17 protein-coding genes are annotated in these 21,844 nt (G+C 73.3%); 14 read left to right on the top strand and 3 right to left on the bottom strand.

The features are described 5' to 3' along the window. Positions 1-6 precede the first annotated feature (6 nt). From V6U82_RS20180 to V6U82_RS20170, 3 genes are read right to left on the bottom strand one after another with little or no spacing between them, the layout of a single operon-like run. Positions 7-1,149, bottom strand: a complete 1,143-nt coding sequence (locus V6U82_RS20180) for an acyl-CoA dehydrogenase family protein (protein ID WP_334463441.1) — start codon at positions 1,147-1,149, stop codon at positions 7-9. Continuing rightward, positions 1,146-2,255 (bottom strand): M24 family metallopeptidase, encoded by a 1,110-nt coding sequence (locus V6U82_RS20175; protein ID WP_334463439.1) that lies wholly within the window; start codon positions 2,253-2,255, stop codon positions 1,146-1,148. The genes V6U82_RS20180 and V6U82_RS20175 overlap by 4 nt, the downstream gene beginning before the upstream one ends. A 9-nt stretch (positions 2,256-2,264) precedes the next feature. Beyond that, the gene (locus tag V6U82_RS20170; protein ID WP_334463437.1) at positions 2,265-3,392 is read right to left on the bottom strand and encodes an FUSC family protein; all 1,128 of its coding nucleotides are present in this window, start codon (positions 3,390-3,392) and stop codon (positions 2,265-2,267) included. A gap of 258 nt (positions 3,393-3,650) precedes the next feature. Here V6U82_RS20170 and V6U82_RS20165 point away from each other — a divergent pair, with 258 nt between their 5' ends. The 14 genes from V6U82_RS20165 to V6U82_RS20100 all read left to right on the top strand — a co-directional run bounded on the left by V6U82_RS20165 (position 3,651) and on the right by V6U82_RS20100 (position 21,822). Next, entirely contained in the window at positions 3,651-4,121 is a 471-nt protein-coding gene (locus V6U82_RS20165) for a hypothetical protein (protein WP_334463480.1), read from the top strand. After that, positions 4,121-5,518, top strand: a complete 1,398-nt coding sequence (locus V6U82_RS20160) for a hypothetical protein (RefSeq protein WP_334463435.1) — start codon at positions 4,121-4,123, stop codon at positions 5,516-5,518. The genes V6U82_RS20165 and V6U82_RS20160 overlap by 1 nt, the downstream gene beginning before the upstream one ends. After that, positions 5,515-6,834, top strand: a complete 1,320-nt coding sequence (locus V6U82_RS20155; RefSeq protein ID WP_334463432.1) for a vWA domain-containing protein — start codon at positions 5,515-5,517, stop codon at positions 6,832-6,834. Before V6U82_RS20160 ends, V6U82_RS20155 begins: the two co-directional genes overlap by 4 nt. A 13-nt stretch (positions 6,835-6,847) precedes the next feature. Further along, on the top strand, positions 6,848-7,960 hold the full coding sequence (locus V6U82_RS20150) for an AAA family ATPase (protein WP_334463430.1): 1,113 nt from the start codon (positions 6,848-6,850) through the stop codon (positions 7,958-7,960). Further along, the gene (locus V6U82_RS20145) at positions 7,957-10,761 is read left to right on the top strand and encodes a hypothetical protein (protein ID WP_334463428.1); all 2,805 of its coding nucleotides are present in this window, start codon (positions 7,957-7,959) and stop codon (positions 10,759-10,761) included. The genes V6U82_RS20150 and V6U82_RS20145 overlap by 4 nt, the downstream gene beginning before the upstream one ends. Before the next feature lie 407 nt (positions 10,762-11,168). Further along, positions 11,169-11,549: a YccF domain-containing protein gene (locus tag V6U82_RS20140; protein WP_334463426.1), complete on the top strand. Its 381-nt coding sequence runs from the start codon at positions 11,169-11,171 to the stop codon at positions 11,547-11,549. A 716-nt stretch (positions 11,550-12,265) separates the two neighbouring features. Continuing rightward, positions 12,266-12,988: an FkbM family methyltransferase gene (locus tag V6U82_RS20135; protein ID WP_181726699.1), complete on the top strand. Its 723-nt coding sequence runs from the start codon at positions 12,266-12,268 to the stop codon at positions 12,986-12,988. A gap of 228 nt (positions 12,989-13,216) precedes the next feature. Next, positions 13,217-14,275 (top strand): LacI family DNA-binding transcriptional regulator, encoded by a 1,059-nt coding sequence (locus V6U82_RS20130; protein WP_334463424.1) that lies wholly within the window; start codon positions 13,217-13,219, stop codon positions 14,273-14,275. Positions 14,276-14,393: 118 nt separating this feature from the next. After that, entirely contained in the window at positions 14,394-16,070 is a 1,677-nt protein-coding gene (locus V6U82_RS20125; protein WP_334463422.1) for an ABC transporter substrate-binding protein, read from the top strand. Positions 16,071-16,157: 87 nt separating this feature from the next. Beyond that, complete coding sequence (locus V6U82_RS20120; RefSeq protein ID WP_334463420.1) at positions 16,158-17,336, top strand: ABC transporter ATP-binding protein; 1,179 nt, start codon at positions 16,158-16,160, stop codon at positions 17,334-17,336. Continuing rightward, a complete protein-coding gene (locus V6U82_RS20115; RefSeq protein WP_128138332.1) occupies positions 17,333-18,310 on the top strand; it encodes an ABC transporter permease in 978 nt (325 codons plus the stop codon). Before V6U82_RS20120 ends, V6U82_RS20115 begins: the two co-directional genes overlap by 4 nt. Positions 18,311-18,313: 3 nt before the next feature. After that, entirely contained in the window at positions 18,314-19,360 is a 1,047-nt protein-coding gene (locus tag V6U82_RS20110; protein WP_181726690.1) for an ABC transporter permease, read from the top strand. Further along, positions 19,357-20,364, top strand: coding sequence for an ABC transporter ATP-binding protein (locus V6U82_RS20105; RefSeq protein ID WP_334463418.1), 1,008 nt, complete (start codon positions 19,357-19,359; stop codon positions 20,362-20,364). The genes V6U82_RS20110 and V6U82_RS20105 overlap by 4 nt, the downstream gene beginning before the upstream one ends. A gap of 45 nt (positions 20,365-20,409) precedes the next feature. After that, positions 20,410-21,822 (top strand): GH1 family beta-glucosidase, encoded by a 1,413-nt coding sequence (locus V6U82_RS20100; RefSeq protein WP_334463478.1) that lies wholly within the window; start codon positions 20,410-20,412, stop codon positions 21,820-21,822. Positions 21,823-21,844: the final 22 nt, after the last annotated feature.

Genomic DNA, 21,844 nt, shown 5'->3' with positions numbered 1-21,844 from the left:
GACAGGCTAGCCCTTCGCCAGCGCGCGGGAGATGACCAGCCGCTGGATCTGGTTGGTGCCCTCGACGATCTGGAGCACCTTGGCCTCACGCATGTACCGCTCGACCGGGTGGTCGGCGACGTACCCGGCGCCGCCGAGCACCTGCACCGCGTCGGTGGTCACCCGCATCGCCACGTCCGTGGCGAACAGCTTCGCCTTGGCCGCCTCGATCGAGTACGGGCGTCCGGCGTCGCGCAGCCGCGCGGCGGCCAGCGTGAGCGCCCGCGCGGCGGAGATCTGGGTGGCGGCGTCGGCCAGGTTGAACCCGAGGCCCTGGAAGTCGATGATCGCCCGGCCGAACTGGCGGCGCTCCCGGGCATAGCCGACCGCGTAGTCCAGCGCGCCCTGGGCCAGGCCCACCGCGCACGCGGCGATGCCCAGGCGGCCCGAGTCCAGCGCGGACATCGCGATGGTGAACCCGGCGCCCTCGCCGCCGACCAGCCGATCCGCCGGCACCCGGGCGTCGTCGAAGGCGATCTGCGCGATCGGCGAGGCGTGCAGGCCCATGGTGCGTTCGGCGGCCTGCGGGTGGATGCCCGGCGTGGACCGGTCGGCCAGCAGGCAGGAGATGCCCTTCGGGCCGGGGCCGCCGGTGCGGCAGAAGATGTTGTAGAAGTCGGCCACCCGGGCGTGCGTGATCCACGCCTTGGTGCCGGTGACCACGTACGCGTCGCCGTCGCGCACCGCCCGCGTGGTCAGGGCCGCCGCGTCCGAACCACCCTGCGGCTCGGAGAGACAGTACGCACCGAGCAGCTCCCCGCCGATCATGTCCGGCAGCAGTTTGCGCTGCTCGTCGGTGCCGAACTGGGCCAGCGGGTAGCAGGACAGCGTGTGCACGCTGACCGCCTCGGCCACTGCGAGCCACCGGCTGGCGAGGATCTCCAGCACCTGGAGGTACACCTCGTACGGCTGGGCGGCGCCGCCGTGCTCCTCGGCGTACGGCAGGCCGAGCAGGCCGGCCCGGCCCAGGGTGCGCAGCACCTCCCGGGGGAACTCGGCGCGGGCCTCGAAGCCGGCGGCGGCCGGGGCCAGCTCCCGGTCGGCGAGTTCGGTGGCGAGGTCCAGCAGGTCGTGGGCCTCGTCGGTGGGCAGGATCCGGTCGACGTTCATAGCGCGATGAGCTCCGTGGGGGTGGTGTTGAGCCGTTGCCCGCCGTCCGTCGTGCAGACGACGATGTCCTCGATCCGGGCTCCGTGCCGCCCGGCGAGGTAGATCCCGGGTTCGACCGAGAAAGCCATGCCGGCCTCGAGCGGCCGGGGGTTGCCCGTCACCACGTACGGCTCCTCGTGGCCGTCGAGGCCGATGCCGTGGCCGGTGCGGTGCAGGAAGGCGTCGCCGAAACCGGCGGCGCCGATCACGTCGCGGGCGACCGCGTCGAGGGCCTCGGCGGTCACACCCGGCGCGACGGCGGCCACCGCGGCGCGCTGCGCCTCCCGCAGCACCGCGTAGTAGTCCACGAACTCGGCGGGGGCGGGGCCGCCGGCGACGTACGTGCGGGTGCAGTCGGAGCGGTAGCCCGACGGCATGGTGCCGCCGATGTCGACCACCACCGGCTCGCCCGCGCCGATCGGGCGGTCCGACGTGCCGTGGTGCGGGCTCGCGCCGTTCGGGCCCGCGGCGACGATGACGAAGTCGACGGCGGCGTGCCCGGCGGCCCGGATCGCGGCGGCGAGGTCGGCGGCGACCTCCCGCTCGGTGCGGCCGGGGCGCAGCCACTCCCCCATCCGCAGGTGCACGGCGTCGATCGCGGCGCCCGCCTCGGCCAGCGCGGCGACCTCGGCCGGCGACTTGCGGATCCGCATCTCCCGCAGCACGTCGGAGGCGAGCCGCTGGGCCGCGCCGGGCAGCGTGTCGCGCAGCGCGAGGACCTGCTGTGCCCACATCCGGTCGGCCAGCCCGACGGCGCGGACCGGGCCGGGGAGCGCCGCGCGCACCAGCGGCCACGGGTCGGTGCCGTCGGCGTGGTCGACGATCCGGTACCCGGTGCCGGGCGCGGCCTCGGCGTCCGGCCGTTCCAGCACCGGCACGATCAGCGTCGGCTCGCCCTCGGCGGGCAGGACCAGGCAGGTCAGCCGCTCCCCCTCGCGGGCGTCGTAGCCGGTCAGGTAGCGCAGGTCGGAACCCGGGGTGAGCAGCAGCGCGTCCAGGCCCGCCGCGGCGGTGGCGCGCTGGGCCGCGGTCAGTCGCCCGGCGGGGTACAGTTCCTCGATTCCCACAGTCGAAGCTTAACGGTCGTTTGGGTCCGGGCGGGAGTCCGGTCGATGCTCGCAGACGCCGGCCATCCGATCCGCTTCGATCTTGATCATCCCTGATGCCTGCAGCAACTCGCCGACCACGATGAACAGCTGCGACGCCACGATCGTGCCGGAGAAACCGAGACCGGCGGCACGGGCCCGGCCGGCCTCCCGCGCGGCGTCCCGCGCCCGCGCCCGGGCGATGTCCGGCGGCCGCCCGGCCAGGAAGTCACGGTGCAGCAGCCGCAGCGACTGCCCGAACGCCTCGACACCGGCCGGCAGGGCCGGGGGCACCGGCTCCGCGGCCTCCAGCAATGCCACCACCCGGCGGACCATGTTGCGGCTGTTGGTGTACGCCAGCTCCAGGTGGGCGGCGGCGTTCTCGTAGCGGCGCAACTGCGCCCGGCGCCGCCACCGCCACGGCGACAGCGCCGTCACCTCCCGGGCCGCCGCGACGATCTCGGTGGTCTGTTTCCGCTCGGCCTCGGCCGCCTCCAGCCGGCCCAGCGCCGCCTCGGCCTCCCCGGCGTCCCGGGCGGCGAGCGCCTTCGCCGTGGCGGTCAGCTCCTTGGCGAACAGGTCCAGCGTGGGCCAGGCCGCGCGGTGCACCACCCGGACCGGGTTCAGCGGCAACAGCAGCAGCGCCACCACCACCGCCACCCCGCCGCCCACCAGCGCGTTCGCCGTACGCGGCACGGCCAGGTCCGGCGCGTTGGGCTCCACCGTGCCCAGCAGGACCGCGGTGCTGCCGGCCTGCACCATCACGGCGCCGTTGCCCCGGATCACCACCGCCAGCGAGATGGCGAGCGCGACCACCAGGCCGGTCTGCACCGGTCCCGCCCCGATCAGCTTGATGATCAGGTCGCCGACCAGGACACCGAGGATCACGCCGCCGAGCAGCTCGGCGGTGCGCCGGATCCGGTTGCCGATCGCCGCGGCGATGGTGCCCACCGCTGCCGCCGGCGCGAACAGCGGCTGCGGGTTCTCGAGCAGCGTGCTGGCCACGTACCAGGCCAGACCGGCGGCCAGGCCGGCCTGGAGGGCCACGATGAAGTACCGGCGCAACCGCTCGTACGCCTCCCGGACCTCGCGGCGCGCCGCCGGAGCCACGGGGGTCACGGCACGACCCGCCCGCCCGGGCGCCACAGGCACGACGGCTCGGGCTCGATCACGCCCTCCTCTACCCGACGGGCAGCGCGGTATTCCCGGCGCCGCCCGCGACGGCGGTCCTGTCGTACCCGTGGTCCATGATCCTTGTCGTCACAGCGGCACGGATCACGGCCGGCGACGGCGTTCCGGCGTGCCCGGCGGCGGCCGGCCGGCGGGGAGGTCGGGAAGATGACGGAGGCGACGGACGCCTCGTGGCGACGACGCAGCGTGCTGCGGGTGGCGCCGCCGGCGCGGGCCCGCAAGCTGGCCAAGGTGCCCTTCGTGGAGCTGGCCGACGGGCGGTTGCAGGGGGTGGTGTCCAGCGGCTCCGACGTGGAGCGGGTCTACGTCTCCTCGGTGACCGCCGGCACGCACGCGGTCAACTGCAGCACGAACAACAACCGGCCCTGCGGCGGCCTGCGCGGCAGCATGCTCTGCAAGCACCTGCACGCGCTGGCCGACGAGGCGGTCCTCCAGTACGGCGCCGAGCAGGTCGCCCGTTACCTGCGCGTCGACGTGGGCGACGGCGTCGACAGCGGCACCGCCCTGCTGGCCCGCACCGACGCGCGGCACGAGCCGGGCCCGGCCGCCGTGGTGTTCAGCCGCTTCCTGCGCCACCTGGCCTACCTCGAGGTCCCGGCCGACACGGCAGCGGTGCCGGAGCTGCACTGGTTCCCGGCCGGCGCGGGGGTGCGCTGATGCTCGCCGCGCAGTTCACGCAGCTCCACGACGGGGCGATCCCCGCGCTGGCCGAGACGCTCGCCGTCGTCGACGGTGCCGACGACACGCTCACCGCCGGCCTGGCCCGCCTCGACGAGCCGGCCGCCGCCGCCTGGGCCGCGCTGGCCGGCGCGGTCGGCGGCACCCCGCTGGCCGCCCGCGTCACCGAGGCGGCCGGCGCGGTGCGCACCGGCGCGCTCACCGAGGACCACCTGGCCGCCCTCGCCGGGGCCCGCTGCGCGCTGCTCGGCGCCGCACACGACGCCCTGCTCGACCGCCTCGACACGGCGCTCGGCCGGTCCCGCGTCCCGTGGGCCGCCGCGCCCGACGCCCCGGCCGCCTCCCTCCCCGCCCTGGCCGGCGCACGAGCCTGGCTGCACGAGCTGGCACTCGCCGGCTGGCGCGGCGCCGACCACGAACTGCTGTCCGGCGCCGCCGCGCCGGTCGAGGCCGCGCTCGCCGAACCGGCACTGCGCCGCATCGCGGTGCTGCTCGACGGCCTCGCCGCCGAGCTGCGCGCCGCCCTGCCGGTGGCGGCCCTGCCGCAGGTGCCCGCCCGCCGGTGGGCCGACCTGTGGACCCGCGCCGTCCTGCTCAGCCACGGCGCGCACGGCGAGACCGCGCCCGGCGAGCCGGTCTCCGGACGGCTGCTGCCCCTCGGCGTCGACGTGCACGAACATGACACCGCGTTCCAGGCGCAGGTGCACGCGCTGCTCGAACCGGCCGGCGGCGGCACGGTCCGGCTGGTCCGGGTCACAGTGGTCGCGGCGAAGGTCGCCACCATCGTCGGCCCGGCCGGCTGGCGGCTGCTGGAGGCGTACCCGATCCTGCTCACCGCCCTGGCCCAACGGCGGGCGATCACCGTCACCGACCTGACCGCCCACGGCGCGGACCTGCGCTGGGCCGAGGAGCGGGCCACGCTCGGCGAGCCGGCCGACCCGTTCGCCACCGCCCGGGTTCGGCTCGCCGGCGCCACCGCCGCCGCGACAGCGCCGCTGCTGCGCCACCCCGCCGCGATCGCCGAACCGGTCCTGGTCGAGGGCTACACCGTCCGCGACGACGACGGCGCCCCGGCGCTCGACCTCGACGGCCGGCCCCTGCACCTGGCCACCGGCCGGCTGCCCGCCGCCGGTCCGCTCACCCCGGCGCTCGTCGCCGCCTCCACCGCCTGCCTGGGCCTGCTCCGCTGGGACGACGGCCGCTGGCTGCTGCAACCCCTCGCGGTCCGGGCCACCGTCAGGAAGCAGACCGTCGAGGCGCACAACGGCGACTGGGCGTGCGGCGTCACCGACCCGAAGACGGCGAAGGCCGAGGCCAAGGCGGGCGACGCCGTGGCCGTGCTGCGCGAACGCGCGGGACGGTTGCTGCGCCGATGACCGACGACCGGACCCACGCCAACCGCCGCCAGGTGCTCTACTGGCGGCTGCTCGCCCGCCTGTTCAGCCCCGACGAGCAACCCGGCCTGGAGTCGGCGAGCGTCGCCGTCGTCGACGACCTCGGCCTGCCGGCCGCGCTGCTCGACCCGGCCGTCTCCGTCGACACCGTCGTCCAGCGCTTCCCGGCGCTGGCCGGCGAGCTGCGCGGCCTGCTCACCCCCGGCGACGACACCACCGCCGGGCCGTTCCAGCCGGCCGAGACCGAGGTACGCCGCGCGGCGCTGGCGTCCAAGCTGCTGCTCAACGTCTTCGCCACCGGCGGCGGCGAGGTCAGCGCCGGGCAGCTCGCCCGCTGGCAGGCCGACGCCGGCTGGTTCGAGCAGGCGTGCGGGGCGCAGGCCGGTGAGCTGCGCCGCGAGGGCACCGGCCTGGGCGCCACGCTCGCCGGGCTGGAAGGCGACCTCGTCGCCCGGATGCGGCTGCGCGAGGTGCTCGCCGACCCGGCGCTGGCCGCCCGGCTGACCCCGAGCATGTCGCTGATCGAGCAGCTCCTGCGGGACAAGTCCAACCTGTCCGGGGTGGCGCTGGCAAACGCCAAGTCGCTGATCCGCCGGTACGTCGACCAGGTCGCCGAGGTGCTGCGCACCCAGGTCGCGCAGGCCACGGTCGGCACCGTCGACAGGTCGATACCGCCGAAGCGGGTCTACCGCAACCTCGACCTGGACCGCACCATCTGGCAGAACCTGACCAACTGGAGCCCGGACGACGAGCGCCTCTACGTCGACCGGCTCTACTACCGGCAGACGGCCCGGCGGACCACCCCGTCGCGACTGATCGTGGTGGTCGACCAGTCCGGCTCGATGGTCGACTCTATGGTCAACTGCACCATCCTCGCCTCGATCTTCGCCGGGCTGCCCAAGGTGGACGTGCACCTGATCGCGTACGACACCCGGGCGCTGGATCTCACCCCGTGGGTGCACGACCCGTTCGAGGTGCTGCTGCGCACCAACCTCGGCGGCGGCAACGACGGTCCGGTCGCCATGGCCCTGGCCCGCCCCAAGATCGTCGAGCCGCGCAACACGGTCATGGTCTGGATCTCCGACTTCTACGAGTTCGACAGGTCCCAGCCGCTGTTCGACGGCATCGAGGCCGTGCACCGCTCCGGAGTCAGGTTCATCCCGGTCGGCTCGGTCAACAGCTCCGGCCACCAGAGCGTCAACCCCTGGTTCCGGCAGCGTTTCAAGGACCTCGGCACCCCCGTCATCTCCGGCCACATCCGCAAGCTCGTCGTCGAGCTGAAGAACTTCCTCACCTAGGAGAGCACCCCTGATGTCCGACATGCTCCGCGCCCCCGCCGAGGCCAAGTACGCCGACGAGCTGGCCTACCTGGAATCCGTCGACACCGGGCCGAAGCCGTTCTCCTGGCGGCTGAGCCCCCGCATGGTCCGCCTGTTCGTCCTCGGCTCCGAACGCGCCGACGGCCTCGACCGGGAGATCCCGCAGAAGTGGTTCGGCGACCGCAGCTTCGTCGAACGCAGCATCGTCACGCTCGCCTCCGACCGCGGCCTGCTGCTCATCGGCGACCCGGGCACCGGCAAGAGCTGGCTCGCCGAGCTGCTCGCCGCCGCGATCTGCCGCAACTCCACGCTCGTCGTGCAGGGCACCGCCGGCACCACCGAGGACCACATCAAGTACTCGTGGAACGTCTCCATGGTCATCGCCCGCGGCCAGTCCCGCGACTCGATGATCCCCTCCCCCATCATGACCGCGATGGAGCAGGGCGTGATCGGCCGGTTCGAGGAGCTGACCCGCTCCACCAGCGACGTCCAGGACGCGCTCATCTCGATCCTGTCCGAGAAGTACGTCTCCATCCCCGAGCTGGACCACGACAACATCGTCTTCGCCAAGCCCGGCTTCTCGATCATCGCCACCGCCAACAGCCGCGACCGGGGCGTCAACGACCTCTCCTCCGCGCTGAAGCGGCGGTTCAACTTCGTCCGCATCCCGGTGGTCACCAACAAGCGCAGCGAGGCCGAGATCGTCCGCTTCCGCACCGAGGAACTGCTGCGCCGGCACCGCATCGAACTCGACGTGCCGCCCACCCTGCTCGACATCCTGCTCCAGAGCTTCGCCGACCTGCGCGCCGCCGCGTCCGCCGCCACCAGCGACGACGAGAAGCTGGAGTCGGCGCTGTCCACCGCCGAGCAGATCGGCGTGCTGGAGGACGCGATCCTGCACAGCCAGTTCTTCGGCGACCGCACCCTGCGCGCCCAGACGCTCGCCGGTTCGCTGATGGGCTCACTGGCCCGCCGCGCCCCGGAGGACCTGGCCATCCTCAACAAGTACCTGCACGGCGTGGTCGAACCCCGCGCCAAGGCCGACGGCGGCGACTGGAAGGGCTTCCTCGACGGCGGCCGCCAGGCGATCGCGTCGCTGTCATGACCGCGCCCGCACCCACCGGCCTGTTCGGACCGCTGCGCGAGCAGCTCACCGACGCCGCCGCCGCGTTCGCCGGCTCCCCGGACGCGCTCGCCGGCATCCTCGCCGGGATGGTCGACGACGTCGACCGGGCGCTGCGCGAACGGCTGGAGATCTTCCCGGTCTGCCACCACTCCCCCGCGTCGGCGCTGGCCATGGCGCGACGGCTGCGCGCCCGGCCACCCAAGGTGATCTACCTGGAGCTGTGCGAGGACCTGCGCCCGCTGCTCGACGAGCTGCGCAACTGCCGCCTGCCGGTCGCGGTGCAGGCGTTCGCCACCGAACTCGACGGCTTCCCCGCCGAGTGGAGCCCGCTGAGCGTGGTCGCGCCGATCACCGAGGCGTCCGCCGAATACCAGGCCATCGCGTACGCCCTGGACACCCCCGGCGTGGAGCTGGTGCTCGTGGACCGCTCCACCGACCACGTCTTCCAGTGGACCCACCGTGACGACACCGGCCCCGAGCGGAGCTCCGACGCTCCGACCTCGGACGAGGACGCGGGACTGCACGGCGACGCGGTCGGCGTGGAGATCGGCGACCTGCGCCCCCGGTTCGCCGAACTGGAGGCCCACCTGCTGCACCACGGCAAGGTGCGCCACTGGTCGGAATGGTGGGACCAGTACGTCGAACGGCCGCTCGCCGACGCCGACCACGACACCTACCGGCAGGTCATGGTGCTGATCGGCAGCCTGTTCCGGCGGCTGCGCCCGTCCCGGTCCGCCCGCGACGAACGCGACGAGGACCGCGAACGGTACATGTGGACCCGGATGCGGCAGCACCTGACCGCCACGGGCGCCGACCCGGCCGACTGCCTCTACGTCTGCGGCGCCTTCCACGCCGCCAGCCGGGTCGAACAGTTCGGCCTCGACTCGACCGCCCCGGACTTCCCGATCAGCCCGCGCACCAGCACCCGCTGGCGCTACGGCCTCATCCCGTCCAGCCACTCGGCCATCGAGGCGCAGTTCGGCCTGGCCCCGGGCACCGTGTCCATCGCCGCCGCCAACTGGACGGCAGCGCTCACCCGCACCCGGCTCACTCCGTACCGGCTGGCCGGGCAGCGTACCGAGAAGAAGGGCCGCCGCTCCCGCGCCGCCGCACCGGCCCCGGCCGGCCCGGCCACCGACCGGCTCAGCGGATTCCTCGCCGCCCCGCCCGTCCTCGGCGAACTGGACGAGGCCGAGCTGCGCGGCTGGTGCGTCGACATCGTCCGGCTGGCCCGCCGCAACGGCTACCTCGCCAGCACCGCCGACGCGATCGCGGTGTTCGAGACGTCGATCCTGCTGGCGAACCTGCGCAACCGCGCCCGGCCCACGCCGTACGACTTCGCCGACGCCGCTGTCACCTGCATCGAGAAGGACGTGGTGCCCGGCCGGCGCGACGTCCGCCGGCTCTGCGAGATCCTGCTCGGCGGCGACCGCGTCGGCCAGGTCGGCTACGACTCACTGCCGCCGCTGGCCCGCGACGTCCTCGACCGGCTCCGCCCACTCGGCCTCGACCTGGAACGGCGTACCGTCCAGCGGGCGCTGCTCGACCTGCGCGCCGACCCGGCGCTTGCGTCCTGCTCCGACCTGCTGTGGATGCTGCGGCACCTGCTGCCCGCCGACGCGGTCCGCCCGATCATGGGCGAGCGCCGCCTCGGTCACCGCTCCGAGCAGGAGAGCTGGGATCTCGCGCTCGGCCGCAACCAGCGCGCGCTCATCGAGCTGGGATACGAGGGCGTCACCGTCGAGCAGGTGCTGGAACAGCGGTTACGCCGGGCGGTACGCGGCCCGGACGCGACCGCCGCCCGCGCGCTGGCCGCCGTGGAGGACGCCATCCGCCTGCTGGACAGCCCCCGACTGGTCGACGAACTCGGCGCGCGGGCGGTGGAGCTGCTCGCCGCCGAACGCACTGTGGACGACGCGCCGGAGGTGCTGCGCCGCATCCGCCGGCTGCTCGCTCACCACCGCACCACCGCGCCGGCGCTGCCCGCGTGGTGCCGGGCGTTCGTCACCACCGGGTACGCCCACTACTGCACGCTGCTGCCCACCGCGTTCGTCGACGAGGCCACCGGCGTCCGGCAGGTCGGCGCGATGCTCGGCTTCCTGTTCAGCATGGAGAGCCTGGCGCTGTCGCTGGGCTGCGACCGTTCCCAGCTCGAACTGGCGGTCGCGCAGGCCCACCCGGAGGCGCCCGCCAAACTGGCGCTGCTCTGGGCCGCCCGGCACCAGCTCGGCCTGCTGCCCCTGGCGCGGCTGCGCGACCAGTGCGCCGAGCTGTTGGCCAACCCGCTCGTGGTGCCCGCGTTCCCGCAGTACCTGTCCGGCTTCGTGCACGCGCTCGAACCGGTGCCCGGGCTCGCGCCGTTCGTGGTCGAGACCATGTCCGCCGCGTTCGCCGGGCTGCCCGACCCGGTGCTGCTGCCCTGGCTGCCGACGCTGATCACCACGCTGCGCGAGCACGGCCCGGAGCTGGTGCCGCTGCTGGTCCGGGAGGCGGAACGCACGTTCCCCGCCACGCTGGCGGCCCTTGACGCCTGGACACCACCGTGGGCCGCCGGGCCCGCCCCGTCCAGCGCACCCGCGGCGGCCGCGGCGACGGGTCCGGTACACGGTCTGCTGGTGGCCCATCCGGAGGCGGTCGACGCGGTGGCCGCGCTGCTGGGCTGCACCGGCGAATGGCAGCCGGTCGACGACGACGGCACTGCACCGGACGAGGCGGCGCCGGTGCTGGTCGCCGCGCATCCGGCGACGGCGCACGTGGTGGCGGCGCTGTTGACGCGCTGAGCGACGTCGGTCTACGTGGTGGCGGCGCTGTTGACGCGCTGAGCGACGTCGGTCTACGTGGTGGCGGCGCTGTTGACGCGCTGAGCGACGTCGGTCTACGTGGTGGCGGCGCTGTTGACGCGCTGAGCGACGTCGGTCTACGTGGTGGCGGCGCTGTTGACGCGCTGAGCGACGTCGGTCTACGTGGTGGCGGCGCTGTTGACGCGCTGAGCGACGTCGGTCTACGTGGTGGCGGCGCGGCCGGCGCTGGGCGGTGTCGGCCGCGACGTGGCGGGCGCTGCTGAACGGTGCATGTCTTCCCAGTGGCGACGGTCCTGGCGGACCGGGCGGCGTCGTCTCGTCGGTGGCGGCGCTGCTCGCGCACGGGCGGCGTTGGCGGGCTTGCCCGCGCGAGCGACCATGGAGTGGTGATCCGCTTTCTGCTGAACCTGTTGTGGCTCGTCTTCGGCGGCGGCTTCGTCCTGGCCCTCGGCTACGGCATCGCCGCCCTGATCTGCTTCGTCCTCGTCGTCACCATTCCCTTCGGCGTCGCCTCGCTGCGGCTGGCCTCGTACTCGCTGTGGCCGTTCGGCCGCACCCTCGTGTCGAAGCCGGGCGCCGGGCTCCCCTCCGGACTGGCGAACGTGCTCTGGCTGGTGCTGGCCGGCTGGTGGCTGGCCCTGTCGCACATCCTCGCCGGCATCGCGCTCTGCCTGACGATCATCGGCATCCCGTTCGGGGTGGCCAACTTCAAGCTGGTCCCGGCGGCGCTGTGGCCGCTCGGCCAGGAGGTCGTCGAAACCCCGTAACCGCACCGGCGGGCCGCCCACCTCACCGTGCCGGCTGACGGCCGTCGGCCGGCACCGCTGCCCGCCGGTAACAGGCGCGGCTGACCGTCGACCGTCGGCGCGGCTGACGGGCCGACCGTCGGCGCGGCTGACGGACCAACCGTCCGCCCGCCGATCCCCTGCCCCGGCCGTCCACCCTTCCCCGCCACGGGGGATCGACCGGCCACTGGAACGCCATGGGTGTCTCCGGCCGTCTTTGACACCCATGGCGTTCCACTCCCACCACGGTCACGCGGCGACTTGACGGTTGCGGCCGAAGACACCCGCCATGATCTCGGCAACTGGGATCAGTGTCCCGCGCGGCGGGAGGTAGTGAAGATCTTGGTACGAAGTGGCCCCTCCGAGGGCCTTCTCGTACCAAGATCTCGCGGGCCGTCAACCGCGAGCCCGAAGGCGCACGTCTGAACCGGCGAACGCCGGCGGCGTAGCCGCGATGAGGCCCAGCCGTCGCGGGGAGGGCCAGTCTCGCGGCGGCCAGATCCCCGTTCGCGGCGAGGAATCGGCGTTGCCACGTGAGCGACCGCCCTCACCACCCCTAGAGCATCCTAGGAGGATGGGGTGACCGCCCAAACCTCGGCGGCGGGAAGGATGCGAATGCGGCTCGTACCAACGCGGCGCTCGCTAGCGTCGAAGGCGTGCGGGACGGAGTGATCGAGACGCTCAAGGCGGACCCGGCGATGTCCGGCCTGCGCCGGTCGCTGGAGTTCTACCACGGCGACCCGGCCCGCGCCGCGGCCCTCGACGCGTTCTACGCCCCGCTGGTCCGCGCCGGTGACCTGGTCTTCGACGTCGGCGCGCACGTGGGCGACCGGCTGGGCAGCTTCCGCCGTCTCGGCGCGACAGTGGTGGCGGTCGAGCCGCAGCCGCTGTGCGCCCGGGTGCTGCGCGAGGTGTACGCGGGCGACGACGCGGTGACCGTGGTGGAGGCGGCGTGCGGGCGTACCGCCGGGCCGGTGCGGCTGCACGTCAACTCGGCCAACCCGACGGTCTCCACCGCCTCCCCCGGGTTCGTCCGCGCCGCCGACGGGGCGCCCGGCTGGGCCGGCGAGACCTGGGACGCGCAGATCGAGGTGCCCGGCACCACGCTGGACGCGCTCGTGGGCGCGTACGGCGTACCGGCGTTCGTGAAGATCGACGTGGAGGGCTTCGAGGACGCCGTGCTGGCCGGGCTGAGCCGGCCGGTCCCCGCGTTGTCGTTCGAGTTCACCACCATCGCCCGGGTGGCGGCGGCGCGCTGCCTGGACCGGCTCACCGCGCTCGGCTTCACCCGGTTCACGGTGGCGGTCGGCGACGAGATGGAGTTCGCGCTGCCCGGCTGGCGCCCGGCCGCCGAGGTGGCCGCGTACCTGGGCGCGCTGCCGGACGAGGCCAACTCCGGCGACGTGTACGCCCGCCCCTGAACCTCCACTTCGGAGATACGCGGGCCGGGCCGGAAGGCATCGACCCTGCTCATCGCCGTGATCGGCGGACTCGCAGCCCGGATGCTTTTTTCATGGCTCGAACTTAGCAGTGCATCGTTATCCGTCTGTGATTGACGTGAGCCGCGCCACTTGGGTTGACTGCCACGGAACCGCTTCCGCAACCGGTTCCGAAACACCCCGCTCATCCCTGCGACCCGGGAGCGTCACGTGCCGATCACCATCGCCGACGTCGCCACCCGCGCCGGGGTGAGCAAGACGACGGTCTCCCGGGTGCTCAACGGCAAGGGCGAGGTGCACGTGCGCACCGCCGACCGGGTCCGCGCCGTGATCAGCGACCTCGGGTACGTGCCGAGCGCCCGCGCGGTGGGCCTGGCCCGGGGGCGTACCCGGGTGGTCGGGATGCTGGTGCCGGCGCTGACCTGGCCCTGGATGGGCGAGGTCCTGCAGGGCGCGGCCGACGTGGTCGAGGCGGCCGGCTACGGCATGCTGCTGTTCACCTGCACCCACGGCGACGAGTCGATGCGCCGGTTCGCCTCCCAGGTCTCGGCCAAGTCGTTCGACGGCCTGCTCGTGGTCGAACCCGAGGGGACGCTGGACTACATCACCGAGCTGCACCGGCGCGGCCTGCCGGTCATCCTCATCGACGACCGGGGCCACCAGCCCGGCTTCCCGTCGGTACGGACCACGAACGAGGAGGGCGCGCGGGCCGCCGCCACGCACCTGCTGGCGCTCGGCCGGCGGCGGCCGCTCGTCATCACCGGCCTGCGTCAGTTCGGCTGCACCCGGGAACGGCTCGCCGGGTTCGCCGGCGCCTACGCCGACGCGGGCGTACCCATCGAGCCGGACCGGGTGGTGGAGGGCGACTTCACCTTCGAGTGCGGGCGCGCGGCGGTGCGGCGGCTGCTCGCCGACGGCGTACCGTTCGACGCCGTCTTCGCCCACAACGACCTGTCGGCGGCCGGGGCGTTGCAGGCGCTGCGCGACGCCGGGCGGCGCGTCCCGCAGGACGTGGCGGTGGTCGGCTTCGACGACCTGCCGCTGGCCGGGCACACCCACCCGCCGCTGAGCTCCGTGCGCCAGCCCCTGCGGGAGATGGGCACGGCCGCCGCCCGCCTGCTCATCGGCCACCTCACCGGAACCCCGCTGCCGGACACCCCGACCGTCATCCCCACCGGCTTCACCGTCCGCGACTCGACGGGCGCAGGCGAGAACACCAGCAACCCGACCGGACACGCGCGGGTGCCGACGGGCGCCCGCGTCACCTGACCCCGTCCCGCCGCACCCGGCGACCACACCGGCGGGCCCGCCCGCCGGTGGCACCACCGCACACCCTCCATCCACCACATCCCGCCCGAGGAATGCGGGACCACCGAGGGAGACCTCCATGAGAAGACGGCAACTCCTCGCCCTCGCGCTGGCCGGCGCGATGGTCACCGGCGCCGCCGCCTGCGGCGACAGTCCGAACGCGAACAAGAAGAGCGGCCAGGCCGCTACCGTGCTGAACGTCGGCATGCCCAACGGCCCGCAGGCGGAGAACAACAACCCGTTCCTCACCACCTCGGCCGCCGCGTCGCTCGGCTACCGGTGGCAGATCTACGAGCCGCTGATGATGTGGAACCCGGTCAAGCCGGCCGAGCCGTTCAAGCCGTGGCTGGCCACCAAGGCCGAGTGGTCGGCCGACTACAAGACGGTCAAGGTGACCATCCGGGAGAACGCCACCTGGTCCGACGGGCAGAAGGTCACCGCCGAGGACGTCGCCTTCACCTACAACCTGGTGAAGAAGTTCCCGGCCCTCAACGACCAGGGCGTGCCGTACACCGACGCCACCGCGAGCGGCAACGAGGTCACCATCTCGATGGCCAGCCCGCAGTTCGTCAACCAGCAGAAGGTGCTGTGGCGGGTGCCGATCGTGCCGAAGCACCTGTGGGAGAAGATCGCCGACCCGGCGACCGACCCGGTGAAGCAGCCGGTCGGCAGCGGCCCGTACACGCTGAAGTCGTTCACCCCGGCGAGCATGACCCTCGCGGTCCGCGACAGCGGCTACTGGCAGGACGCGCCGAAGGTCAAGGAGCTGCGGTACACCTCGTACACCGACAACAGCGCGCAGACCACCGCGCTGGCGAACGGCGAGTCGGAGTGGAGTTTCGTCTTCATCCCGAACTACCAGACCGTGTTCGTGGCCAAGGACCAGAAGAACCACAAGATGTGGGCACCGCCGGTGCTGGGCATCCACGGCCTCTACCTGAACACCACGAAGAAGCCGTTCGACGACCCGACGCTGCGCAAGGCGATGAACATGGTCATCGACCGGGCGGACATCTTCACCACCGCCGAGGCCGGCTACTTCCACCCCGAGGTCAAGAGCGTGACCGGCCTGCCCAGCCCGGCCGGTGACTCGTTCATCGCGCCCGAGTACAAGGGCCAGGAGCACAAGGTCGACGTCGAGGGCGCCAAGGCGTTGCTCACCGGCGCCGGCTACAAGCTCGACGGCAACACGCTGAAGGACCGCAGCGGCAAGCCGGTCACGATCCGGCTCACCGACCCGGCCGGCTGGTCCGACTACCAGACCAGCCTGGAGATCGTGAAGGGCAACCTGGCGAAGATCGGCATCGCGGCCACCGTCGACAAGGCCAACCAGGACGCCTGGTTCCGCAACGTCGAGCAGGGCAACTTCGAGGCCACGTTCCGGTGGACCGAGAGCGGCGCCACGCCGTACGACATCTACCGGACCATCATGGACGGCCGGGTGCTCAAGCCGGTCGGCACCGCCTCGCCCGCCGGTAACTTCGGCCGGTTCCAGAGCAAGGAGGCGACCGACGCGCTGGTGTCGTACGCCAACGCCACCGACGACGCCACCCGCACCACCGCCCTGGGCACCCTGCAGAAGATCTTCGTCGAGCAGATGCCGATGATCCCGGTGGGCGCGGACAACATCGGCGGCGCGTACAGCACGAAGAACTGGACCGGCTGGCCGGACGACTCGAACCCGTACGGCGCGCTCCAGCCCACCCAGCCCAACGCGGTGGACGTGGTGCTGCACCTCAAGCCGGCCAACGGCTGACCCGGCGCCGCCGGCCCGGCCACGATCGCCCGGCCGGGCCGGCGGCGCCCGCCCCTCGCTACCGGCAACCCCAGACAGGAATTCGGCATGACGTTGACCGAGAGCGCACCGGCGCCGGCCGACGAGGTGGTGCTGGAGGCCGTCGGCCTGACCAAGCACTTCCCCGTCCGCCGGCGGCTGCGTGACCTCCTCACCCGCACCCCGGCGGTGGTGCACGCCGTCGACGACGTAACGATCGCGCTGCGCCGTGGCCGGGTGACAGCGCTGGTCGGTGAGTCCGGCTCGGGCAAGTCCACGGTCGCCCGGCTGCTGGCCCAGCTCTACCCGCGCACCGGCGGCGACATCCGGCTGCACGGCCGATCGACCCGGGTACGCGGCGGGCGCCGGTTCCGGGCGTACGTGCGCCGGGTGCAGTTGATCCTGCAGGACCCGTTCGCCTCGCTGAACCCGGTGCACACCGTCCGCTACCACCTGACCCGGTCGCTGCGCATCCACGGCAACGCCGGGACCGGGCCGGACGGGCTGGACAAGGCGCTGGCCGACCTGCTGAGCCGGGTCGCGCTCACCCCGCCGGAGCGCTACCTCGACGCGTTCCCGCACGAGTTGTCCGGCGGGCAGCGCCAGCGGGTGGCGATCGCGCGGGCGCTCGGCGCCGACCCCGAGGTGCTGCTCGCCGACGAGCCGGTGTCCATGCTCGACGTGTCGATCCGCCTCGGCGTGCTCAACCTGCTCCAGGACCTCAAGGACCGGCTCGACCTGGCGATCCTCTACATCACCCACGACATCGCCTCGGCCCGCTACTTCGCCGACGAGACGATCGTCATGTACGCCGGGCGGATGGTCGAGGGCGGCGACAGCGAGACGGTCACCCAGCGCCCGGCTCACCCGTACACCCGGTTGCTGATCGAGTCGGCGCCGGACCCGGAGCGGATCACCGGCGCGGGCGGCGACGGCGCGGCGGCGGGCGAGCGGGGTCACGGCGAGCCGCCCAGCCTGATCCGCCCGCCGGCCGGCTGCCGGTTCCACCCGCGCTGCCCGGCGGCGATGCCGCGCTGCGCCACCGACCTGCCGCCGCCGATCCCGGTCGACGACGCGCCCGGGCACTGGGCGGCGTGCTGGCTGTACGACGCGGACACCGTCGCCGCGCAAGAAGCGGAGCAGACGCAGAAGACAGCGCGGGCACAGACGACAGCGCGGGCGCAGACGACAGAGCGGGCGCAGACGACAGAGCGGGCGGAGCAGGCCGGGACGGAGGCGGCCCGATGAGGTTCCTGCTGCAACGCGTGGCCTTCTACCTGTTCACCGCCTGGGCGGCGATCACGCTCAACTTCTTCATCCCGCGGATGGTGCCGGGCGACCCGGTCCAGTCGCTGATCTCCCGCAACCAGGGCCGGATCAGCGCCGACGCGGTCGCGTCGCTGCGGGTGCTGTTCGGGCTGGACTCCGACCGCTCGCTGTGGGAGCAGTACGTCGCCTACTGGGGGCAACTCCTGCGCGGCGACCTGGGCCTGTCGTTCACGTTCTTCCCCGCGCCGGTGTCCGAGGTGATCGGGAACAGCCTGCCGTGGACCGTCGGCCTGGTCGGCGTCACCACGATCGTCAGCTTCCTGCTCGGCACCGCGCTCGGCGTGGGCGCGGGCTGGCGGCGCGGCTCGTGGATCGACGGGCTGCTGCCCGCCACCACGTTCCTCTCCTCGATCCCGTACTTCTGGCTGGGCCTGGTCGCGATCGCGCTGTTCGCCGGGCCCGGCAGCTTCTTCCCGTCCTCCGGCGGCTACGAGCCGGGTCTGGTGCCGGCGTTCGACGCGTACTTCATCCCGAGCGCGCTCCAGCACAGCATCCTGCCCGCCGCCACGATCCTGGTGTCGTCGATGAGCGGCTGGATCCTCAGCATGCGCAACATGATGGTCACCGTCGCCAGCGAGGACTACATCACGGTGGCGCACGCCAAGGGGCTGTCCGAGCGCCGGGTGGCCCTCAGCTACGCCGCGCGCAACGCGCTGCTGCCCAACGTGTCCGGGTTCGCGCTGTCGCTGGGCTTCATCGTCGGCGGCACGCTGCTCGTGGAGATCGTCTTCTCGTACCCGGGTCTGGGGTTCCAGCTCTTCCAGGCCGTCGGCGCGAAGGACTACCCGCTGATGCAGGGCATCTTCCTGATCATCACGATCTCGGTGCTGGTGGCGAACCTGCTCGCCGACGTGGCGTACCTGCTCCTCGACCCGCGGACCCGAAAGAGCTGAGCGATGACACTCTCCCCGTCCAGCATCGAGCAGGTCATCCCCGGCCAGGGGGCGATGGCGCAGCCGTCGGCCCGGGCCCGCCGCCGCCGGTTCCGCTTCGTCGCCAACGCCAAGGCCGCGACCGGCCTGGCCGTCCTCGGGGTGTACGTGCTCCTGGCCGTGATCGGGCCGTGGATCGCGCCGTACGACCCGGACGCGCGCAGCGCCGACGTGCTCCAGGCGCCCTCGGCCCGGCACTGGTTCGGCACCACCCACCTCGGGCAGGACATCTTCAGCCAGATCCTGGTCGGCGCGCGCAGCGTGATGGTGGTGGGCCTGATCGCCGGCGTGCTCGCCACGATCCTGTCCATCCTGATCGGCGTGACCGCCGGCTACCTGGGCGGCGCGGCGGACGAGGGCCTGTCGGCGGTGTCGAACGTGTTCCTGGTGATCCCGGCGCTGCCGCTGATCATCATCGTCACGTCCCTGGTCGACCAGGCCAGCGACACGCTCGTGGCGCTCATCATCGGCCTCACGTCGTGGGCGTGGGGCGCCCGGGTGCTGCGCGCCCAGACGCTGTCGTTGCGCCGCCGCGACTACGTCGAGGCCGCACGGGCCACCGGCGAGCGGACCTGGCGGATCATCGGGTTCGAGATCCTGCCCAACCTGACCGCGATCATCGCCTCCGGCTTCGTCGGCACCGTCATCTTCGCGGTGATGTCGGAGATCACCCTGGCGTTCATCGGCGTCTCGTCGGTGACGTCGTGGAACTGGGGCACCATCCTGTTCTGGGCGCAGGGGCAGCAGGCGCTGGCGCAGGGCGCCTGGTGGTGGTTCGTCCCGGCCGGCCTGGCCATCGCGCTGCTCGGCACCGCGCTGGCGCTGATCAACTTCGGCATCGACGAGTTCGTCAGCCCCCGGCTGCGGACCGGCGGCCGGACCCGGATCCGCACCGCCGACGGCCGCGCGGTCGCGATGCGCGTCGGGTTCACCCCGGTCCTCGCGCCGAACCCGGCGCCGGTCCCGATGCAGCGGCCGGCCGACCCCATCCGAGAGGACGCGACCTCATGAGCGACCAGGTGCTGGAGATCCGCGGCCTGTGCGTCGACTACGGCGTCGGAGCGGACGCGGTCCGCGCGGTCCGCGACGTCGACCTGACGCTGCACCGCGGTGAGGTGCTCGGCCTGGCCGGGGAGAGCGGCAGCGGCAAGTCCACGCTGGCGTACGGGCTGACCCGGCTGCTGCCCCCGCCCGGCGTGGTCAGCGGCGGTCAGGTGATCTACCACCCGGCCGACGGCCCGCCGGTCGACGTGCTCACGCTCAGCCCGGCGAAGCTGCGCGAGTTCCGGTGGGCGGAGACGTCGATCGTGTTCCAGGGCGCGATGAACTCGCTCAACCCGGTGCACAAGGTCTCCACCCAGCTCCTCGACGTGATCCGGGCGCACGAGCCGAAGAGCACGGCGGCGAGCCGGCTGGCCCGGGCGAAGGATCTGCTGCGCCTGGTCGGCATCTCCGCCGACCGGCTGGACAGCTACCCGCACCAGCTCTCCGGCGGCATGCGGCAACGGGTCATGATCGCGATGGCGCTGGCGCTGGAACCGCAGGTGGTCATCATGGACGAGCCGACCACCGCGCTGGACGTGGTGATGCAGCGGCAGATCCTCGGCCAGCTCGCCGAGCTGCGCGAACGCCTCGGCTTCGCGGTGCTGTTCATCACGCACGACCTGTCGCTGCTGGTCGAGTTCTCCGACCGGATCGCGATCATGTACGGCGGCCGGATCGTCGAGGAGGCGCCCGCCGCCCGGCTGTACCGGGAGCCGCTGCACCCGTACACCGAGGGGTTGCTGCACTCGTTCCCGGCGCTGCACGGTCCCCGCCGCGAGCTGACCGGCATCCCCGGCTCCCCACCGGACCTGCGCGCGATGCCGTCCGGCTGCGCGTTCCACCCCCGCTGCCCGAAGGCGTTCGACGGGTGCGACGAGCAGGTGCCGGTGCTCGGCGCGCCGCGCGTCGACGACCCGGCGCGGGCCGTCGCGTGCCGGCTGCACCCGGCCGTCGCGCCCCTGTCCCGCTGACCCGTCCGACACCACCACCCGCTACCCGCGAGGAGAACCATGGACATGGACACCGACCTCACCCGCCCGTCACCAGTGGCCGGTCCGGACCCGATCGACACGCTGCCGCCGGCCTTCCGGTGGGGGGTGGCGACGTCGTCGTACCAGATCGAGGGCGCGGTGGCCGAGGACGGCCGCACCCCGTCCATCTGGGACACGTTCTGCCGGGTGCCGGGCGCTGTCGCGAACGGTGACAACGGCGACGTGGCGTGCGACCACTACCACCGGATGCCGCAGGACGTCGCACTCATCGCGGACCTGGGGCTGGACACGTACCGGTTCTCGGTGGCCTGGCCGCGGGTGCAGCCGGGCGGGCGTGGTCCGGCCAACGTGGCCGGGCTGGCGTTCTACGACCGGCTGGTGGACGAGCTGCTCGGCCGGGGCGTCGAGCCGTGGGTGACGCTGTACCACTGGGACCTGCCGCAGGAGCTCGAGGACGCGGGCGGCTGGCCGGACCGGGACACCGCGTACCGGTTCGCCGACTACGCGGAGCTGGTCTTCGCCGCGCTCGGCGACCGGGTCCGCACCTGGACCACGCTCAACGAGCCGTGGTGCTCGGCGATGCTCGGGTACGCCTACGGCGACCACGCCCCGGGCCGGCGGAACCTGGGCGACGGCATCGCCGCGGCGCACCACCTGCTGCTCGGGCACGGACTGGCGACGCGGCGGCTGCGGGAGGCGGCCCGGTCCCCGATCGAGCTGGGCCTGACGCTGAACCTGTCCACGGCCGACCCGGAGACCGGCAGCGCGGCGGACCGGGACGCGGCGCGGGCCGCCGACGGGCTGGCCAACCGGCTCTATCTCGACCCGGTGCTGCGCGGGGAGTACCCGCAGGACGTGGTGGCCGACCTGGCCGCCGAGGGGGTGCGGATCCCGGTGCAGGACGGTGATCTGGAGGTCATCGCCACCCCGATCGACGTGCTCGGGGTCAACTACTACTTCGGGCAGCTGCACTCCGGGGTGGACGAGCAGGGCCGCGACCGCGACGACGACGGCAGGCCGGTACGCCGGGTGGTCCGCCGCGACCTGCCGCGTACCGCGATGGACTGGGAGATCGTGCCGGAGTCCTTCACCGACCTGCTGGTGCGGCTGCACCGCGACTACCCGGGCACGCCCATGGTGATCACCGAGAACGGCGCCGCGTTCGACGACAAGCCGGACGCCGACGGGTTCGTGAACGACGACGACCGGGTCGGCTACCTCACCGAGCACCTGCGGGCGGTGGCCCGGGCCCGGGCCGCCGGCGCGGACGTGCGCGGCTACTTCGCCTGGTCGCTGCTGGACAACTTCGAGTGGGCGTACGGCTACGACAAGCGGTTCGGCATCGTCCGGGTGGACTACGACACGCAGCGCCGCACCCCCAAGCGCAGCGCGCTGTGGTACCGGGACACCGTGCGGCGGGTACGCGGACAGCGCTGACGCCCGCGTGGGGCCGGGCCGG

The sequence above is a fragment of the Micromonospora sp. CPCC 205554 genome, assembly GCF_036902745.1.
GTDB lineage: Bacteria > Actinomycetota > Actinomycetes > Mycobacteriales > Micromonosporaceae > Micromonospora > Micromonospora tulbaghiae.
This window is presented reverse-complemented; position numbering and strand designations above follow the sequence as displayed.